Origin of the sequence: Curtobacterium sp. MCLR17_044 (assembly GCF_003234435.1) — a bacterium.
Lineage (GTDB): Bacteria > Actinomycetota > Actinomycetes > Actinomycetales > Microbacteriaceae > Curtobacterium > Curtobacterium flaccumfaciens.
This window is the reverse complement of the sequence record NZ_QKTC01000021.1, coordinates 52980-71847: the sequence shown is the minus strand read 5'-3', so window position 1 is coordinate 71847 and position 18868 is coordinate 52980. Positions and strand designations below refer to the sequence as shown.

Annotated in this window: 12 protein-coding genes; 9 read left to right on the top strand and 3 right to left on the bottom strand. The window is 72.4% G+C overall.

Going from position 1 to position 18868, the window contains the following annotated elements; all coding sequences use genetic code 11:
- The coding region (locus DEJ04_RS15095; RefSeq protein ID WP_220035574.1) for a hypothetical protein at positions 1-2561 on the top strand (2561 nt) is incomplete at its 5' end.
- Positions 2562-2678: 117 nt separating this feature from the next.
- Here the strand turns inward: DEJ04_RS15095 and DEJ04_RS15090 are convergent.
- Complete coding sequence (locus DEJ04_RS15090) at positions 2679-3965, bottom strand: glycosyltransferase (RefSeq protein WP_146248739.1); 1287 nt, start codon at positions 3963-3965, stop codon at positions 2679-2681.
- 138 nt (positions 3966-4103) lie between these two features.
- Here DEJ04_RS15090 and DEJ04_RS15085 point away from each other — a divergent pair, with 138 nt between their 5' ends.
- Both DEJ04_RS15085 and DEJ04_RS15080 read left to right on the top strand, forming a co-directional pair.
- Positions 4104-6590, top strand: a complete 2487-nt coding sequence (locus DEJ04_RS15085; protein WP_071405761.1) for a glycosyltransferase — start codon at positions 4104-4106, stop codon at positions 6588-6590.
- On the top strand, positions 6587-7333 hold the full coding sequence (locus DEJ04_RS15080; RefSeq protein ID WP_111029478.1) for a polyprenol monophosphomannose synthase: 747 nt from the start codon (positions 6587-6589) through the stop codon (positions 7331-7333). Before DEJ04_RS15085 ends, DEJ04_RS15080 begins: the two co-directional genes overlap by 4 nt.
- A 95-nt stretch (positions 7334-7428) precedes the next feature.
- Here DEJ04_RS15080 and DEJ04_RS15075 read toward each other — a convergent pair whose 3' ends face one another.
- Positions 7429-8715: an O-antigen ligase gene (locus DEJ04_RS15075; RefSeq protein WP_128780653.1), complete on the bottom strand. Its 1287-nt coding sequence runs from the start codon at positions 8713-8715 to the stop codon at positions 7429-7431.
- A 107-nt stretch (positions 8716-8822) separates the two neighbouring features.
- On the opposite strand from DEJ04_RS15075, the gene DEJ04_RS15070 reads away from it, so the two are divergent.
- Complete coding sequence (locus DEJ04_RS15070) at positions 8823-10175, top strand: hypothetical protein (protein WP_111047609.1); 1353 nt, start codon at positions 8823-8825, stop codon at positions 10173-10175.
- A 13-nt stretch (positions 10176-10188) separates the two neighbouring features.
- Here the strand turns inward: DEJ04_RS15070 and DEJ04_RS15065 are convergent, their stop codons facing one another.
- Positions 10189-11568 carry an O-antigen ligase gene (locus DEJ04_RS15065; protein WP_111047608.1) on the bottom strand — a complete coding sequence of 460 codons (1380 nt, stop codon included), beginning with the start codon at positions 11566-11568 and terminating at the stop codon, positions 10189-10191.
- A 66-nt stretch (positions 11569-11634) separates the two neighbouring features.
- Between DEJ04_RS15065 and manA the strand changes: the two genes are divergently transcribed.
- The 5 genes from manA (at position 11635) to DEJ04_RS15040 (ending at position 18849) form a co-directional block, all read left to right on the top strand.
- Complete coding sequence (gene manA, locus DEJ04_RS15060; protein WP_111047607.1) at positions 11635-12843, top strand: mannose-6-phosphate isomerase, class I; 1209 nt, start codon at positions 11635-11637, stop codon at positions 12841-12843.
- A 100-nt stretch (positions 12844-12943) separates the two neighbouring features.
- The gene (gene galE, locus DEJ04_RS15055; protein ID WP_071405789.1) at positions 12944-13906 is read left to right on the top strand and encodes a UDP-glucose 4-epimerase GalE; all 963 of its coding nucleotides are present in this window, start codon (positions 12944-12946) and stop codon (positions 13904-13906) included.
- 188 nt (positions 13907-14094) lie between these two features.
- Positions 14095-14427, top strand: a complete 333-nt coding sequence (locus DEJ04_RS15050; RefSeq protein ID WP_081827389.1) for a WhiB family transcriptional regulator — start codon at positions 14095-14097, stop codon at positions 14425-14427.
- 178 nt (positions 14428-14605) lie between these two features.
- Positions 14606-17443 (top strand): glycosyltransferase family 2 protein, encoded by a 2838-nt coding sequence (locus tag DEJ04_RS15045; RefSeq protein ID WP_146248738.1) that lies wholly within the window; start codon positions 14606-14608, stop codon positions 17441-17443.
- A complete protein-coding gene (locus DEJ04_RS15040; protein WP_071405767.1) occupies positions 17440-18849 on the top strand; it encodes a DUF5719 family protein in 1410 nt (469 codons plus the stop codon). The genes DEJ04_RS15045 and DEJ04_RS15040 overlap by 4 nt, the downstream gene beginning before the upstream one ends.
- The last annotated feature ends 19 nt before the right edge of the window (positions 18850-18868 follow it).

Sequence of the window (18868 nt, the reverse complement as noted above, 5' to 3'; positions counted from 1 at the left end):
CCCCCCGCACCAGCCGATCCCCCCGAGCAGCCCGCTCCCGTCGTTCCCTCCGGAGCTCCCTCGCCCTGGTGGCGGCCTTCGCCGTCGCGGTGAGCGGCCTGACCTTCGGCACGGTGCTCGCGGAGCAGACCACGACCCAGTCGGCCTCGGCCGCGGTCGCGTCGGACTTCGACCCGGGCAACATCATCAGCGACGCGAACTTCTACAACGGCTCGGCGATGAACGCCGCCGCCGTGCAGTCGTTCCTGACGAGCGTCGCGCCGAACTGCCGGAAGTCGTCGAGCGGCCCCGCCTGCCTGAAGGACTTCTCGCAGAAGATGAGCTCGATCGGTGCCGTCTCCGGCCGGTGCGCGGCCATCGCTGGTGGCACCAAGTCGGCCGCGACGATGATCGCCCAGGTCGGTGCCGCGTGCGGTATCAGCCAGAAGGTGCTCCTCGTGCTCCTGCAGAAGGAGCAGGGCATCGTCACGACGTCCTCGCCGACGTCCTACATGTACCTGCACGCCACCGGCTTCGCGTGCCCGGACACCGCCCCGTGCGACCCGGCGTACTTCGGCTTCGGCCAGCAGGTCTACGCCGCGGCCCTGCAGTTCAAGCGGTACCAGGCGTCGCCGACCTCGTGGGCGTACCAGGCGGGCCGGACGAACTCGATCCTGCTCAACCCGAACGCGGCCTGCGGTCGGAAGTCCGTCTACATCCAGAACCAGGCCACCGCGAGCCTGTACATCTACACCCCGTACACCCCGAACGCCGCGGCCATGTCGAACCTCTACGGCTCCGGTGACAGCTGCTCCGCCTACGGCAACCGCAACTTCTGGCGCATGTACACCGACTGGTTCGGTGCTGCGGCCGGCGGCGGCAATCCCTACGGCGACGTCGACTCCGTGACCGCGACCTCCACCTCGTCGATCACGGTCACCGGCTGGGCGGCCGACCCGGACACCACCAACGCCCTGCGCGTCGCGTTCTACGTCGACGGCGCCGGCGCGAAGACCGTCACCGCGGACAAGACCCGGAGCGACCTGGCCGGCACCCTCGGCGCGAACAACACCCGGCACGGGTTCTCGGCCGAACTGACCGGGCTGAGCCTCGGCAAGCACTCCGTCTGCAGCTACGCCATCAACCAGGGTCGCGGGGCGAACACCCTGCTCGGCTGCTACACCCGCACCATCACGAGCGCGGCGCCCAAGGGCGTCCTCGACTCGGTGACCGGCGGCGTCGGCACGATCTCGGCCACCGGCTGGGTCCTCGACCCCGACTCGTCCAAGCCCGGCTCGTGGAAGATCCTCGTCGACGGCGTGAGCAAGGCGACCGGCACGGCGGACAAGACCCGCACCGACGTGGCGAAGGTCTACCCGGGCGTCGGCAGCACCCTCGGCTTCTCGAAGACGATCGGCGGCATCAGCGCGGGCTCGCGCGCGGTGACGCTGTACGTGATGGACAAGCCCGGCACGAAGTACGTGAAGGTCGCGTCGAAGTCGGTCGTCGTGGACGCCCCGACCACCGGCAAGACCGGCAAGACCGGTGCCGTCCGCGGGTCGTACGACTCCGTCACCGGCGGCGTCGGCACGGCCACCGTGCGCGGCTGGGCGATCGACCCGGACGTGTGGGACCCGGTCAAGTACAAGATCCACGTCGACGGCGTGAGCACGAACAGCGGGGTCGCGGACGCCACCCGCACCGACGTCGAGGCGACGCACCCCACGTGGGGCTCCGACGTCGGCCTGACGCTCCGGCTCACCGGCCTGAAGGCGGGCAAGCACACCGTGCGCGTCTACTTCCAGGACCTGCAGGGCGGCAAGTACGTCAGCTTCGGCACCAAGTCCGTGACCGTGACCGCCGCGTCGACCGCCGAACCCGACGCGTCGGGGACGGCCGGCAAGACGGGCAAGACCGGCTCGGTCAAGGGTGCGTTCGAGTCCGTGGTCGGTGGCGTGAACAGCGCCACGGTGCGCGGCTGGGCGATCGACCCCGACGTCTGGGACCCCGTCGCCTACAAGATCCACGTCGACGGTGTCGCCATCGCCCCCGGGACCGCGAACGCGAAGCGGACCGACGTCGAGGCCGTGCACCCCGCGTGGGGCTCCGACGTCGGCCTCTCGCTGAAGATCCCCGGGCTGACCGCCGGCACGCACACCGTGCGCGTGTACTTCCGGGAGCTGCCGAGCGGCACGTACAAGAGCTTCGGCACGAAGAGCGTGACGGTCACCGACCCGCCGACCACCGGCAAGACGGGCAAGACCGGCTCGGTCAAGGGCCTGTACGAGTCCGTCACCGGCGGCACGGGCACCATCACCGTGGCCGGCTGGGCGATCGACCCGGACGTCTGGGACCCGGTCAAGTACAAGATCCACCTGGACGGCGTCGCCGTCTCGCCGGGCACCGTCAACGCGACCCGCACCGACGTGCAGGCCGTGCACCCGGACTGGGGTTCGGACGTCGGCCTGTCGCGGAAGCTCACCGGGGTGAAGAAGGGCACGCACACCGTGCGCGTCTACTTCCAGGACCTGCCGAGCGGCACCTCCAAGAGCTTCGGCACGAAGACCGTCACCGTGCAGTAGAGGGTCACCGTGCAGTAAACGGTCACCGTGCAGTAGACGGTCGCCACACGACGGACGGGAGGCCCGGTACCAGCTGGTACCGGGCCTCCCGTCCGTCTCCGGTCGCGTCGACCGCCGTCAGCGGCGCACGCGCCGCGCCATCAGGCCCACGCCGTGCAGCAGCCGGTACTCGGGGGAGCGCGTGAGGCCCTCGAAGCGGGCCGCGATCTGGTCGCGCTCCGCCTCGGCCAGGCGGCGGGCGGTGTCGTACGCGCCGACCTTCTGCTCCGACTCGACCAGGCGCGCGTTGATGTCGTGCACGCCGGCCAGGTGGACGTCGCGGTCGTGCTCGGTCTGCCGGAGCGTCTCGCGCTGGGCGGTGGCCCACCGCAGGAACGCGCCACGCTCGCCGCTCCGGCCCGAGGCGGCGGCGACGGCGGCGTCGAGCGACGGACCGACCTGTTCGGCGCGGCTGCGGAACGAGTGCCGCTCGACCACGACGGCGCGGAGCCGGGCGACCAGGGCGGTGCGCTCGTCGCGGGGCATCGCGAGCACGCGCTCGAGCGAGTCGGCGTCGTCGAACACCGGCACGTCGGACAGGCCGAGCTCGTCGAGCCCGCGCGCGCAGTCGGTGACGGGCAGCGCCCCGGACGCGAGCGATTCGTACAGGCGGGAGTTCAGGGTGCCGTACTCGGCGGCCGGCTCGATGACGTCGTCGACGACGAAACCGGCGGCGCGGTAGACCTCGGGCAGGGCGAAGTAGGACACGGCCGGGCGGAGCTCGACGCCCGCGGAGGCCTCGACGTGGTCGACGTTCGCCGCGAACCAGACGATCGGTTCGGCCGGGGCGACCTCGGCGAGGACGTCCTGCACCCGGCGGCGGACGCCCCAGAAGTTGACCGTGGTCACGGCGCGGTCCGTGCGCTCGCGCGGTGCGGGGGCGTCGGTCGTGAACAGCTCGGTGTCGACGCCGATCGGCACCACCTCGACGGGGCCGGAGTACGCCGCCGCGATCGCGTCGCGGGCGATCCCGGACGACGTCCAGACCGCGTCGAACTCGTCGAGGTACGGCAGGGCTGCCCACTTGGCGGTCCAGTTCCGCACCCACGCAACCAGGGCGGTGCCGGCTGGGACGTACCCGGGCACGAAGGACTCGATCATGCTGACCACGACGGCGGTGTCGGCGGGGAGCTCCTCGCCCCAGCGCTCGAGCGGCCACATCGCGACGCCCCAGCCCTCGGCCCGGAGCGCCCGCGCCAGCCCGAGCGCGACGAACAGGTCGCCCTTGCCCTCGGCCGGGTCGGCGGTCGACACCGCGAAGCGGATCGTGCCGCGGGGGCCCTCGGCGTGCTCGTCGGCCGCGAGGGCCGCGTAGTCCTCGCGGAGGGGAGAGGACATGGGGGTGCTCGGGATCACTGCGGTCACGCACGCCATTCTGCACGAATCCGCAGCGGCGGCAGGGAGTCCCTGGGCGCGCCTTGTAGGGTGTCATCGGCCCGCGGCACCCCGTTGGCCGACCCATCGACCCGCGCCCGGTGCGCGGCAGCTGCTGGAGGAACTCGCGTGACAGAGCGCAAGCCGGGAGTCGTGTCCGTCATCCTCGTGAACTACAAGGGCACGGACGACACCCTGACGAGCATCGCGGAACTCCGCAAGCAGGACTGGCCGCAGGACAAGCTCGAGGTGATCGTCGTCGAGAACGGTTCGGGCCCCGAGCACCTCGGGCGTCTGAAGGCCTCGAGCCTCGACTTCACCCTGATCGACGCTGGCGCGAACCTCGGGTTCACCGGCGGGTGCAACCTCGGCGTCGAGAAGTCCTCCGGCGAGGTCGTGGCGTTCCTCAACAACGACGCCCGCCCCGATACCGGTTGGGTGCGCGAGGCGATGGCCACCTTCGCCTCCGGTGCCGACATCGGCGCCGTCGCCTCGAAGGTCCTCGACTGGGAAGGCGTCAACGTCGACTTCACCGAGGCCGCGATGACCTGGTACGGCATGGGCTACAAGCCCTTCGCCGGGTCGCCGGACACCGGCCGGTGGGAGAGCGAGACCGACGTCCTGTTCGGCACCGGCGCCGCGATGTTCATCCGCGCGGAGCTCTTCGAGCAGCTCGACGGCTTCGACGACCGCTACTTCATGTTCTACGAGGACGTCGACCTCGGCTGGCGGCTCAACCTGCTCGGCTGGCGCTTCCGGTACCAGCCGAAGTCGGTCGCGTTCCACAAGCACCACGCGTCGATGAACAAGTTCGGCGACTTCCGCGAGACCTACCTGCTCGAGCGGAACGCACTGTTCACGCTCTACAAGAACCTCGGTGACGAGCAGCTCGCCGCGGCGCTGCCCGGTTCCCTGGCGCTCGCCGTCCGTCGTGCCGTGGGCCGCGGGGAGCTCGACTCCACCGAGCTCGACCTGCGCAACCCCGGCGACGACAGCGTCCCGACGATCCCGGTGCCGAAGACGAGCATGGCGGGCATCTACGGTGTCGACCAGTTCGTCGAGCAGCTGCCGTCGATGACCGAGTCCCGCCGCCAGATCCAGGCGACCCGCGTCCGGTCCGACCGTGAGCTCCTCCGCCTGTTCGGCAACCGCGACGAGCCCGCCTACCCGATCGAGAACTACCTGGCCGGCTACGACAAGATCGTGCACTCCCTCGGCGTGCTCGAGGTCGGCACCCGCCGCCGCGTCCTCATCATCACGGGCGACTCGATCGGCGCGAAGATGGCCGGTCCGGCGATCCGTGCCACCCAGATGGCCAAGCAGCTGGCGTCCGAGCACGACGTCCGCGTGGTCAGCCTGACCCGCTCGTCGCCGATCGACCCGTCGTACGAGGTCGTCACGGTCCCGCACCGCCACCCGCGCCAGATGGTCGAGCACGAGGGCTGGGCCGACGTCATCATCGTGCAGGGCCACGCGCTCCGGCTGTTCCCGGTGCTCGAGTCGACCAGCAAGATCCTGGTCGTCGACGTCTACGACCCGTTGCACCTCGAGCAGCTCGAACAGGGCCGCAGCGACGACGTCGACAAGTGGAACCGCCAGATCCTCGACGCCTCGGACACGCTGAACCACCAGCTCGAGCTCGGCGACTACTTCATCTGCGCCTCGGAGCGCCAGCGGATGTTCTGGCTCGGGCAGCTCGCCGGCTCCGGCCGCGTGAACGCCCGCACCTACTCGCGCGACGCCGACCTGCGCTCGCTCATCGGCGTCGTGCCGTTCGGCCTGTCCTCGACGCCGCCGGTCCACGACCAGCAGCGCGTCAAGGGCGTCGTGCCGGGCATCGGCAAGAACGACAAGCTCGTCGTCTGGGGCGGTGGGATCTACGACTGGTTCGACCCGATCACCCTGGTCCGCTCGATCGCCCAGCTCGCCGAGCGCCGTCCGTCGGTGAAGCTCTTCTTCATGGGCGTGCAGCACCCGAACCCCGACGTCCCCGAGATGGACATCGTCGCGAAGGTCCGCGCCGAGGCCGACGCCCTCGGTCTCACCGGCAAGCACGTGTTCTTCAACGACCAGTGGATCCCGTACGAGGAGCGCGGCGCCTACCTGCTCGAGGCCGACGCCGGCGTCTCGACGCACTACGAGCACCTCGAGACCACCTTCTCGTTCCGGACCCGCATCCTCGACTACCTGTGGGCACGTCTGCCGATCGTCACGACGGCCGGCGACTCGTTCGGTGACCTCGTCGCAGAAGAGAAGCTCGGCATCGCGGTGCACGAGCAGGACATCGACGGCCTGGCCACCGCGCTCGAGACGGCGCTCTTCGACAAGAAGGCCCGCACGGAGTTCATCGGCAACGTCGACCGCGTGCGCGAGCAGTTCACGTGGGAGAACGTCCTCGCCCCGCTCGTCGAGTTCTGCCGGAACCCGATCCGCGCTGCGGACAAGTCGGTGCGCGACACCGCGTCGTCGATCGAGCCGCACAAAATGCGCGTCCGCGTCCCGGAGCGCAAGAAGCTCTCCGGCGTCCGCTACGACCTCGGCCGTGCCGTGCACTACCTGCGCACCGAGGGTCCCCGCAGCGTCGCCGGCAAGGTGAAGCGGCGCCTGAACCGGTGACCCCGGGGGAGACCACCGCCCTCGTCATCGTCCCGACGTACGACGAGGCCGAGAACATCCGTGCGATCACCGCCGCCGTGCTGGCGGCGGTGCCCGGTGCCCACCTGCTCGTCGTCGACGACGGCAGCCCGGACGGCACCGGGGACATCGTGCGGTCCCTGGCGGCCGCGGACGACCGGGTGCACCTGCTGCAGCGCTCCGGCAAGCTCGGGCTCGGCACGGCGTACGTCGCCGGGTTCCGGTGGGGTCTGGAGCGCGGGTACCCGCTGCTGGTCGAGATGGACGCCGACGGCTCGCACCCGGCCGACCGGTTGCCGGCCCTGGTCGACGCCGTGACCGCGTCCGACGACGTCCTGCTCGCCATCGGGTCCCGCTGGGTCCCCGGTGGGTCGGTCGTCGACTGGCCGCTCCGGCGCCAGGCGCTCAGCCGCGGGGCCAACACCTACGCCCGCCTGGTGCTCGGGCTCGACGTGCGGGACATCACCGCCGGCTACCGCGTGTACCGCTCGTCGGCGATCGCGCGGATGGACCTCGGGTCGGTGGACTCGAAGGGGTACTGCTTCCAGGTGGACATGACGCTGCGCGTCGACGCCCTCGGCGGCCGCATCGTCGAGGTGCCCATCCGCTTCCGCGACCGCGTGCACGGCGTCTCCAAGATGAGCCGGTCCATCGTCCTCGAGGCGATGCTCCGCGTCACCCAGTGGGGCGTGCAGCGCCGCCTCGGTCGCCGCACGCGCCCGTAGCGCGCGTGCCCGGAACGCTGGGCGCGACGGCCTGGAGGCGTGGTGCGGGGCCGCCACGGGCCTCCAGGCCGTCGGTGGGTCGCGCCGTACCGCCGCTACACGCGCGGCAGGTGCCGGCGCCACGAGCGGCGCCGCGCGGCGATGACGAGGACCGTCACGAAGAACATCAGCCCCGCACCGTGCAGCAGGTAGCTCTCCGCCGTGCTGGTGACGGCGAGCAGCACGAGCACGGCGGCCGGCCACACGTACGCCACCCCGGGGAACGTCGTCGCCGTGACCCAGGCACGCGCGAACGCGAGCAACGCGGTGATGCCGAGGATGAGCGTGCCCGCGAACCCGATCTGCAGCCAGGCGTCCACGAAGGCGTTCAGGCCCGAGGTGAACCGGACGCCGGCGGGGTCGATGAGCGTGACGTAGGGCACGACGGGCTCGGTCGGCCACGTGCCCACCCAGCCCCAGCCCTGGATCGGGTAGCGCTCCACCAGGACCCGGATCTGCGACCACAGGTCCGTCCGGGTGGCCGTGCCGCCGGCCGCCCCGATCTCGGCGAGCAGACGGTGCCGAGCGAGCACCCCGACGGCGAGCGTCAGCAGGACGACCGCGCCGAGGACGCCGTTGACCACCGGTCTGGTCGCCGGTCGTGCGTGCCGGAGTGACCAGAGCGCCAGTGCGGTGACGGCGAGCGCGATCATCGCGAGCCCGGTGATGGGGGACTGCACGAGCATCAGGGCGATGACGGCGAGCGAGGTCGAGGCGATCGCGCGCCAGACCGTGACCGACCGGGTGAGGAACTCGACCACGAAGGTGACCAGGGCCATCGCGGCGATGAAGCCCATGAAGTTGCGGGTGCCGCCGATGCCCTGGATCGGGCCGCCGTACGCGATGTCGCCGCGGATGCCGAACGCCGGGAACGGGACGTCGAGGACCAGGCCGGACAGGACCTCGAGTCCGAGGGCCGTCACGAGCAGGATCCGGAAGGCGTCGCCCGAGGCCCGGATCACCTGCACCAGGTCTCGGCCGAGGGCCAGGTACAGCCCGAGGCCGATGAAGCACACGGTCTGCACCAGTCCGCGGAGCGCCACCCAGGAGTACTCGCTCCACAGCACGCTCAACGCGCAGTAGCCGACGAAGGCCAGCAGCGAGAGGGGGAGGACCCCGTGCCACTCGATCCGGTAGCGCTGGCCGAGCAGGCTCAGCCCCGCCAGCACGAACAGCGTCACGAGCACCGCCCAGGTCCCCGCCCGGCCGACGAGGGCCTCGACGGTGGGCTGCCCGAACCCGAACAGCACGATGACCGTCGCGAGCGCCTGGCTGAACCGTCCACCGGCCGAGAAGCCGATCCAGGCGGAGAGGTACCGGCGCCCGAGCACCTGTCTGCTCACCCGGCCGTCCGTCACGCGTCCATCTTGGCGCACGACCTTGTGACGAGCACACCGCATCGCGGTGTGGCTGTATCGACGATGCGCGATGACCGAACTATCCTCACCGGATGGACCTCGCGCGCAGGGTCGCCGGCGTCCCCCTCGTCGCGGTCGTCGTCGGCCTGCTCACGACCGCCCTGGCCTGGTACCGGCTCGGCCCGGTGCCGCGGAACACCGTCTGGGCCGAGGACGGTGGCGTGTTCCTGCGCGAACGGATCGCGATGGGTCCCGTCGACACCCTGCTGCACCCCTACGCCGGGTACGTGCACCTGCTGCCCCGGCTCATCGTCGACCTCGGGTACGCGCTGCCGCCCGAGCGGTACGCGCAGGTGGTGGCGCTCGCCGCGTGCACGGTCGTCGGCGGGGTCTGCGCCCTGGTGTTCGTGCTGTCCCGCGACGTCGTCCGCCCGTGGCCGTTGCGGCTGGTGCTCGCCGCCGTCCCCGTCGTCCTGCCGCTCGCCCCGTACGAGATCAGCGGCAACGCGGCGAACCTGCACTGGTTCCTGCTCGTCCTGGTGCCGTGGGTCTTCGCGTGGCGTGCGCGGTCGTGGTGGGCGGCCGGGGCACTCGCCGTGGTCGCGGGTGCGGCCGTGCTCACCGAACCGCTCACCGCGCTGTTCGCGCCCCTGCTGCTCCTCGCCTGGACGCCCCGTGGCCGGACGCCCGGACCGGCCGGCCGGTGGACCGCGCTGCCGGTCACGCTCGTCGTGGTCGTCGCCCTGGCGGTGCAGGGCGTCACGACCCTGACGAGTCCGCGGGCCCTCGCCACGGGGTCGCCAGCGGTGCGCGACGTGCTCGCGGGGTACCTGCTGCGTCCCGTGGCGGGTGCCTGGGACCCGGACCTCGGTGCTGTGCTGACGGCGGTGGTCGAGCGCGGCTGGGCGGTGGTCGTGGTGCCCGCAGCCCTGCTGCTCGTCGTCCTGGTGGCGGCCGTCGTGGTCGGGCCGGCCCGCACCCGGTGGATGGTCACAGCCCTCGCCGTCGGCTCCGTCGCGGTGTGGTGGGTGGCCCTGCTCGCCAACGGCGGTGACGGTCTCCGCTGGTCGGCGCCGGTCGCCGCGATGGCCGCCGTGCCGCCGCAGCGCTACGCCGCGGCCGCCGGCCTGCTGCTGGTGAGCGCCGCGGTGGTCGCCGCAGCCGCGCTCGTGGACGCCGGCAGCTGGTCGCGTGCTGCCGGACGGACGGGAGGCCCTGGTCGCCTCGTCGGCGCGCTGGCCGGTTGGTGCGTGGTCACCGCCGTCGTCGCGTCGGCGGTCCTGCACGTCGCGCCGACGGACACGCGGCGGAGCGGCGGCCCGGTGTGGGCGGGGCAACTGCCGGCGGCGGTGGCGGCGTGCGACGCGGACCCGACGCTCGAGGTCGCCCGGGTGAAGTCGAACCCGTGGTCGTCCCCGGTGTCGTGCTCGTGGCTGTCGCGCTGAGGGAGCGTGCGGGTCAGCGCGTGCCGGCCCAGCGGAACTCGCGCTTGGCGGGTGGCGTGCGCGGACCGTCGCCGGTGGACACCGGTTCCTCGCCGGTCAGCACGATGCGCGTCTTGATGGCGAGCAGGGCGAAGAGCACCCAGTTCCCCTGGTAGAGCAGGCGGGACTCGGCGACGGACTGCACGAGCAGGGCGACGACGACCAGGAGCGGCAGGAGTGACACCGGGTCGAACGACCGCGGACGCAGCGCGGCGTCGTACCCGATGCGGGTCGCGCAGGCCCACGAGCGGGACAGCGTCGTGACCACGTAGATCGCGAAGAGCACCAGGCCGATGATGCCGGTCTGCATCCAGACGTCCAGGTAGGCGTCGTGGGCCTGCAGGTACGTGACGCCCTTGCGCTGCGCCAGGTCGGCGAGGGTCGGGATGCCCGGCCACCAGTACCCGATCCAGCCCCAGCCGCCCACGGGGTGCTGGTCGATCAGGCCGAGCACCTTGGCCCAGATCTCCCCGCGCCCGGTGGCGTCCGAACCCTTGCCGAGCAGCTCGGACACCGGGCCGCGCAGCACGAACGCGGCGACGGCGACGACGACGGCACCCACGGCCAGCAGCAGGTAGCGCGGGGTGCGGCGCTCGGTCGGGACACGGCGCATCCAGACGGCGGCGAGTGCGACCACGGCGACCACGAGTGCGGCGGCGATGACCGTCGACGAGCGGGTGAGGACGAAACCGAGTGCCGCGACGACGAGCCAGCCGATCGCCTGGTTCCGGCGGATCCGGCCCTCGGCGAACTGCACGGCGACCACGATCGCGACCAGCAGGGCCACCATCGCGAGCAGGTTGGCGTTGCCGGGCAGCCCCTGGATCCGGCCCCCGGTGAAGAGCTCGGCGCGCGAGAAGTAGAAGGCGTCGGGGACGTCGCGGTCGCCGTAGTCCGTCCAGATCGGGGCGATCGGGTGCCGGACGAACACCGCGACGGCGGCCTCGAACAGGAGCGAGAGCATGAGGACCCACCGGAGCGCGAGGCTCAGGGCGTCGGTGATCCGGCGCCACGTCAGGGTCGAGGCGATCGTGAACGCGACGGCCGCGCAGATCACCTGCACGGTCAGGCTCGAGATCGTCGCGAAGCGCCAGTGCGACCACACCAGGGTCACCAGGCACCAGCCGAGGAACGCCCAGAGCGCCCAGGGGGTGCGGACGAGCGGTGGCCTCGCCCGGACCAGGATCGTGATGCCCCACGCCGCGACGAGGGCCCAGAGGACGCCGGCCCCGACCCAGGTCAGGGTGTTCGGCACGGCGTCGCCCGCGAACAGCACGAACAGGGTCGTCGCCCCGAAGGCGAACGCCTCGCGCTCCGGTACGGTCCCGCGCGCCAGTGGCCAGGTGTTCGTCACGACGCCAGGCTACCGGCCGGTCGCCGTCCGCAGGACTCCACCGGCAGCGCCGGTAGGCTCTGGCCCATGTTCCTCGGCATCACGAACACCCCCCGCGACTACGCCTGGGGCTCGGTCACCGCGATCCCGGAGCTCCTCGGCCGCACCGTCACGGGTGCCCCGCAGGCGGAGCTCTGGCTCGGCGCCCACGCCGGCAGCCCCAGTGTCGTGGTCAACCCGGCCATGGTCGGCGGGGCCGACACGCTCCGCGACTGGATCGCCGACGAGCCGGAGACCGCACTCGGTCCGGACCGCACCGGCCTGCCCTTCCTGCTCAAGGTGCTCGCCGCTGCGGCACCGCTCTCGCTGCAGGCGCACCCGACCCCGGAGCAGGCAGAAGAGGGCTTCGCCCGCGAGGAGCGCGAGGGGATCCCGCTCGACGACCCGGCCCGCAACTACAAGGACCCGTTCCCGAAGCCCGAGCTCGTCGTCGCGCTGAGCGAGCGGTTCGAGGCGCTGAGCGGCTTCCGCCCGGTCGAGGAGACCCTGGCCGAGGTCCGCGTGCTCGACGCCGGTACCGGCCGCCTCGGTCCGCTCAAGGTGCACCTGCTGCACGGGCTCGAGGACACCGTCCGCTGGCTCGAGACCGCCGACGAGTCCGCGCTCGCCGTGGTGCAGGCCGCGAGTGACCTGGCCGTCTCGCTCGACGACGACCTGCTCACCCCGAACACCGCGACCGTCCGCGACCTGGCGACCACCTGGCCCGGCGACCCCGGCATCGTCGTCTCCCTGCTCATGCACCGGGTGACGCTCACCGCGGGGCAGGCCATGTACCTGCCCGCCGGCAACATCCACGCGTACCTCGACGGACTCGGCATCGAGCTGATGGCGCCGTCGGACAACGTGCTGCGCGGCGGGCTCACGCCGAAGCACGTCGACGTGCCGGAGCTCCTGCGGGTGCTCGACTTCACCGCGTACCCGGCACCGGTCCTCGAGCCCGAGCGCATCGCCGAGGGCGTCGACCGGTTCGCGCCGGACGGCGTCGGCTTCGCGCTGCTGCGGGTGGACGGTGACGGTCGCCCGGTGGGCTTGAGCACCGGCGGGGTCGCCCCGCTCGTGGGGCCGTCGATCGCGATCTGCACCGAGGGCGTCGTCACGCTCGTCGGCGCGCAGTCGGCGACCCTGCTCCGCAAGGGCGAGTCGTGCTTCATCACGCCGGACGAGGGCGACGTGACGGTCGAGGCGGACTCCTCCGACGGCATCACGTCGACCGTGTTCATCGCCACCGGCGCCTAGGGGCGCGGACCGGCACCGGGACCGGCGCGGGGCCGCACGCCGTGGCGTGGACCCGCACACCGCCACCGGAGCGTCGCCGACGTCCGCTAGCGTGGCGACCATGAGTTGGCTGGTCACCGGCGGTGCCGGGTACATCGGGTCCCACGTCGTCCGAGCACTGCGCTCGGCCGGCATCGACACGGTCGCGTTCGACGATCTGTCGAGCGGTTTCCGCGCGTTCGTCCCGGACGACGTGCCGTTCGTCGAGGGCACGATCCTCGACGGCGAGCTCGTCGCACGCACGCTGCGCGAGCACGAGGTCACCGGTGTGGTCCACGTCGCGGGGTTCAAGTACGCCGGCGTCTCGGTCGAGCGCCCGCTGCACACCTACGAGCAGAACGTCACCGGCATGGCGACCCTGCTGCGCGCGATGGCCGAGACCGGCGTCACCAAGGCGGTCTTCTCGTCCAGCGCGGCGGTCTACGGCACGCCGGACGTCGAGACCGTGGTCGAGTCCACCCCGAAGAACCCGGAGTCGCCGTACGGCGAGTCGAAGCTCATCGGCGAGTGGCTGCTGCGCGACATGGAGGTCGCCGCGGGCTTCACCACCACGTCGCTCCGGTACTTCAACGTCGTCGGTTCCGGGGAGCCCGACCTGTACGACGCCAGCCCGCACAACCTGTTCCCGCTGGTCTTCGACGCGCTGCTCGCCGGCCGGACCCCGCGGATCAACGGCGACGACTACGCCACCCCGGACGGCACCTGCGTCCGCGACTACGTGCACGTGGCCGACCTGGCGCACTCGCACGCGGTGGCCGCGCGGAAGCTCGAGGCGGGGGAGCCGCTCGAGCGTGCCTACAACCTCGGCAGCGGCGACGGCGTGAGCGTCCGGCAGATCATGGACGCGATGGCGTCGGGCACCGGGATCGCCTTCGACCCCGAGATCGCACCGCGGCGCCCCGGCGACCCGGCCCGAATCGTCGCGACCGGCGAAGCCGCCGCCCGTGACCTCGAGTGGGCCATGCGGCACTCCCTGGACGAGATGGTGTCGAGCGCCTGGGAGGCCCGTCGCAGCGCCTCCTGAGCGCCTGAGGACGAGTCAGTTGTCCCCCGGAAGGCCCACCCGAGCGGTGCGACACGCCCAAACGGGGGACATGACACGCTGGAGCGGTCAGTGCCTTCTATGATCCGCGACTTGACTCAGGCGAATGACACCGCTGTAATTACAGGCAACGGCCGCAAGAGTTGGGGTTCGTTGTCGAGGCGGCAGGGGTGATCAGGGTGAACGGTTCCGAGTTCCACGCCGGAGTTCCGGAGGACTGGCACGTCGATCCCGTGGCGCTCGGCGTCCCGGGTGTCCGACGTCCGGAGACCGACGACGAGGAGAACCCGCTCGCCTGGCAGGTCGACTCGCTCTGCGCGCAGACCGACCCCGAGGCGTTCTTCCCCGAGAAGGGCGGCTCCACGCGCGAGGCGAAGAAGATCTGCACCTCGTGCGAGGTCCGGGCACAGTGCCTCGAGTACGCGCTCGAGAACGACGAACGCTTCGGCATCTGGGGTGGCCTCTCCGAGCGTGAACGCCGCAAGTTGCGGAAAAGGGCGTAGGAGCGTTCACGGCGCGCCAGCGCCGTGCGACTGCGCCCCTGAGGAGCCTGCGACGAAGGCGCCGGAAGGCGACCACCTCCGCCCGTCCCGCACCGCGCAGTGAGCGCATCCAAAGGTTCACGGCGCGCCGCCGTCCGCAGCCGACACCGCGCCTCCAGACCGTAGAGTGACGCCCGTCATGCAGCCCAGAGTCACCGCGATCCTCGTCGCCGCCAACGGGGCGGCCCACCTCGACCGGACCCTGGACGCGCTCGCCGCCCAGACCCGCCACCCCGAGAACCTGGTGGTCGTCGACGTCGGCACGACCGACGGATCGACCGCCGAACTGTCCTTCGGCGGGTCCGCGCAGCTCGTCCGGCTGCCCGCCGGTACCGCGTTCGGTGACGCCGTCCGCCAGGGCGAGCGCAGCGCGCCGCCCGCGGTGACCGACGAACCGGTCGACGAGTGGCTGTGGGTCCTCGGTCACGACAACGCGCCGGCACCGACCGCGCTCGCCGACCTGCTGTCCGCCGTCGAGATCGCTCCCTCGGTCGTCGTCGCCGGTCCCAAGCTCGTCGCCGACGACGACCCCTCGCTCATCCGCGCCTTCGGCGAGAGCATGACCCGCTTCGGCCGGTCGATCGTGCTGGTGCAGGACGAGCTCGACCAGGGCCAGCACGACCGCAACACCGACGTGCTCGGCGTCGCCGCGGGCGGCATGCTCGTACGCCGCTCCGTCTGGAACGAACTCGGCGGCTTCGACCCGGCGCTGCCGGACGTCGACGCGGCCCTCGACTTCTCGGTGCGGGTCCGCCTGGCCGGACACCGCGTCGCCCTCGTGCCGGAGGCCAAGGTCACCAGCGCCGGACCGATCGAGGAGTTCGGCCGCAAGCGCGTGTCCGAGGCGCGGCGCGTCCGGATGCACCGGCAGGCGCAGCTGCACCGCCGGATGACGTACGCGCCCGCCGCGCTGGTCTGGCTGCACTGGCTCACGCTCGTGCCGTTCGCGATCGGCCGCGCGCTCGGACACCTGGTCGCGAAGCACCCCGCCGCCGTGGTCCCCGAGCTCTCCGCCGCGTTCGCCGTCGCGTTCGGCGGCGGCACGGGGCGGGCGCGCAAGAACCTCGCCCGCACGAAGAAGCTCGGCTGGGCCGCCGTCGAACCGCTCCGCGTGAGCTGGCGTCGGGTGCACGAGCACCGCACCACCTCGCGGGACGTCGAACTCGCCCGGGCCGAGGACGCCCCGATCGCCCGGGCGTCGTTCCTGAGCGACGGCGGCATCTGGGTGGTCCTGGCCGCCGCGGTCCTCAGCGTCGTGACGCTCTACCCGCTGCTCGGGTCGCCGGCCCTGACCGGCGGGGGACTCCTGCCGCTCTCCGCGACGCCTGGACAGCTCTGGCAGAACGTCGGGTACGGCTTCCACTCGCTCGGCACGGGCTTCACCGGCCCGTCCGACCCCTTTGCCGCGGTGCTCGCCGTGCTCGGCTCGATCGTCTTCTGGTCGCCGTCCACCGCGGTCGTGCTGGTCATGCTCGTCGCGTTCCCGCTGTCCGCACTGGGGGCCTGGTTCGCGGTCCGCAAGGTCACGACCCGCACCTGGGTGCCGGTCATCGGTGCTTCGCTCTACGCGATCGCCCCGTCGCTCGTGGGCGCGGTGACGACCGGACACCTCGGCGCCGTGATCGCGCACCTGGTGCTGCCGTGGCTGTTCGTCGCCGTGCTCGAGGCGCACCGCTCGTGGGCCTGGGCCTCGGGAGCGTCGCTCCTGTTCGCCGTCGTCGCCGCCTCGGCGCCGTCGCTGCTGCCGGTCCTGCTGGTCGGCTGGCTCGTGGCGCTCCTGGTCGGCTGGCGCCGGGCCCACCGTCGCCTGTTCATCCCGGTGCCGACCGCGGTGCTCTTCCTGCCGCTGATCCTGGCGCAGGCCGCACGCGGCAACCTGCTCGCGGTGTTCGCCGACCCGGGTGCGCCGTCCGCGACCCGGGCGCCGTCCGCGCTCCAGCTGGCCATCGGACAGCCCCTGCCCGACTGGAGCGGCTGGCTCCCCGCGACGTCCGGACTCGCGCTGGTCGCCACGGTCCTGCCGATCGTGATGGCCGTCCTCGCGCTCCCCGTGGCCGCCGCCGCGATCGGGGCGATGCTCGGCCACCGCTGGGCGGTCGCGGGCTCGGCGCTCGTCATCGCGCTCCTCGGCTTCGCCACGGCCTTCGCCGCCACCCACGTCACGGTCACCGGTGTCGGGTCGACCACTACCATCGTCTGGCCCGGCAGCGGTCTGTCCGTGTACTGGCTCGCCCTCGTGGTCGCGGCCTGCATCGGCATCGACGTGCTGCCGAAGGCCGCTCCGGTCACCGGGCTGGTCGCGACCGTGCTCGCCGGTGTGGCCGTGGCTCCGGCCTTCGCGGCGTTCTACCTCGGCACCGCCACGATCGAGCCGACCACCGGCCGGGTGCTCAGCGCGTACGTGAACGCCGAGGCCCAGGCGAACCCGGACGTCGGCACGCTCGTGGTCGTCCCGCAGGACGACGGTTCGCTCGCCGTCACGCTCGAGCGCGGGCAGGGCTCCACCCTCGACGACCAGTCGACGCTCGACGCCACCGCACTCCGGCTGAGCGAGTCCGGCGCGCGGCTGACGACGCTCGCCGGCAACCTGGCGAGCCGCAGCGGGTACGACCCCCGGCCGGCGCTCCGCGAGCTCGGCGTGAGCTTCGTGCTCATCGACGACGCCGGTGACGACTCCGAGGCGCAGACGGTGCACGACCGGGCCGCCGGCGCGATCGGTCAGAACGCGCTCTTCACGAGCATCGGCGAGACCACGAACGGTCAGCTGTTCCACTACGAGGGCGAGGTCGACCGCACCCGCTCCGGCTCCGCGGCGACCCAGGCCACCCACGTGCTGTACCTCGTCGTGCTCGGCGTGGTCTTCGGCGCCGCAGCACTCCTCGCGGTCCCGACGGCCCCGCGCCGCCGCCGTGCCACCTCGAACGTCATCGAGGCCGAGGAACCCGCCACCACCTTCGACGAGGAGCGCGACGAATGAGCACCAACCCCTCCTCGGTCCGGCGCTGGATCGTCCGCGGCACCGCCACGGCCGTCGCCGTCGTCGTCGCCGCGGGTGCCGTCACCGCGGCGCACGCCATCGGCACCGAGTCCGAACCGGGTCGACCGGCCGGGCGCACCGTCACGCCGGTCCCCGCCGCCGCCGAGCGTGTCTGCGCCGGCAGTGCGCTGCGCCTGTCCGACGACGCCGGCAACGACGCGACGCAGGCGAGCACCGTCGGCACCGCGACCGTCGCGACGGCGACGACCGGGTCGACGGTCGAGCGGTCCTCGCTCGACTCCTCGACCACCGGCGGCAGCGACCCCCGGCTCCTGACGGCCCCCGCTGGCGAGACGACCCCGCAGGTCGCGGGCAGCAGCTTCCAGAGTGTCTCGAGCGGCGACCTGGTGGGGGCGGGCGCTGCCTCCTGCGACGACCCGACCCAGTCCACGTGGCTCGTCGGCGGCTCGACGGAGACCGGTCGGACGAGCCTCGTCACGCTCTCGAACCCGACCGACGTGAACGCCACGGTCGACCTGACGATCTTCGACGGCTCGGGGACGGTCAGCGCACCCGGGACCACCGGCATCGTCGTCGCGCCGAACACGCAGAAGGTCGTCCCGCTGTCGGGCTTCGTGTCCGACGCCGCCTCGACCGTCGTGCACGTCACGTCGTCCGGCGGCCAGATCGTCGCGCACATGCAGGAGTCCGTCGTCCGCACCCTCACCCCGGGCGGCTACGACATCGTCTCCGGTGGGGCTGCCCCGTCCCGCTCGCAGGTCATCCCCGCCGTCGCCCTCGCCGACGCGCAGGCCGCCCAGCGCGGCGACGACACGGCCGACGCGGCGCCGATCGTGCGGCTGTTCGTCCCCGGCACGAAGTCGGCCCGCGTCACCCTCGGCATCAGCACGGCCGACGGCGGCGGCACGACCGTCAACGCCACCGCCGAGCCCGGGGTCGTCACCGACGTCGCGCTCGACGACTTCCCGGACGGCCGGTACTCGTTCACCGTCACCTCGACCGAGCCGGTCGTCACCGGTGCACGCACCACGACGCCGACCGACGGTGCCAGCAGCGGCACCGACCTCGGCTGGTTCGCCTCGGCCGAGCCGCTGGGGGACCGGACGATCACCGCCATCGCCCCGGGCGAGGGCGTGCGGCTGAACTTCGTGAACCCCACCCGCCAGGACCGCTCCGTCACGGTGCGGTCGGGCGACGAGCGGCGCACGCTGAAGATCCTGTCCGGTGCGACCGTGACGCTCCCGGTGCAGACCGCCAAGCAGCTCACGCTCACCGGCACGGAGGGCATCGTCGCGGGCGTGACCTACCGCGGGGCCGACGGCATCGCCGGGTTCCCGGTGCGTCCGGCGACCGACGTCTCCACCCCGGTCCGCGTCTACCCCTGACGCCCGGCGCGGGCCGCCC

Coding starts and splice junctions, on each gene's coding strand:
- DEJ04_RS15070 (WP_111047609.1), top strand. CDS start 8,823: ATGGACCTCGCGCGCAGGGTCGCCGGCGTCCCCCTCGTCGCGGTCGTC.
- manA (WP_111047607.1), top strand. CDS start 11,635: ATGTTCCTCGGCATCACGAACACCCCCCGCGACTACGCCTGGGGCTCG.
- DEJ04_RS15045 (WP_146248738.1), top strand. CDS start 14,606: ATGCAGCCCAGAGTCACCGCGATCCTCGTCGCCGCCAACGGGGCGGCC.
- DEJ04_RS15040 (WP_071405767.1), top strand. CDS start 17,440: ATGAGCACCAACCCCTCCTCGGTCCGGCGCTGGATCGTCCGCGGCACC.
- galE (WP_071405789.1), top strand. CDS start 12,944: ATGAGTTGGCTGGTCACCGGCGGTGCCGGGTACATCGGGTCCCACGTC.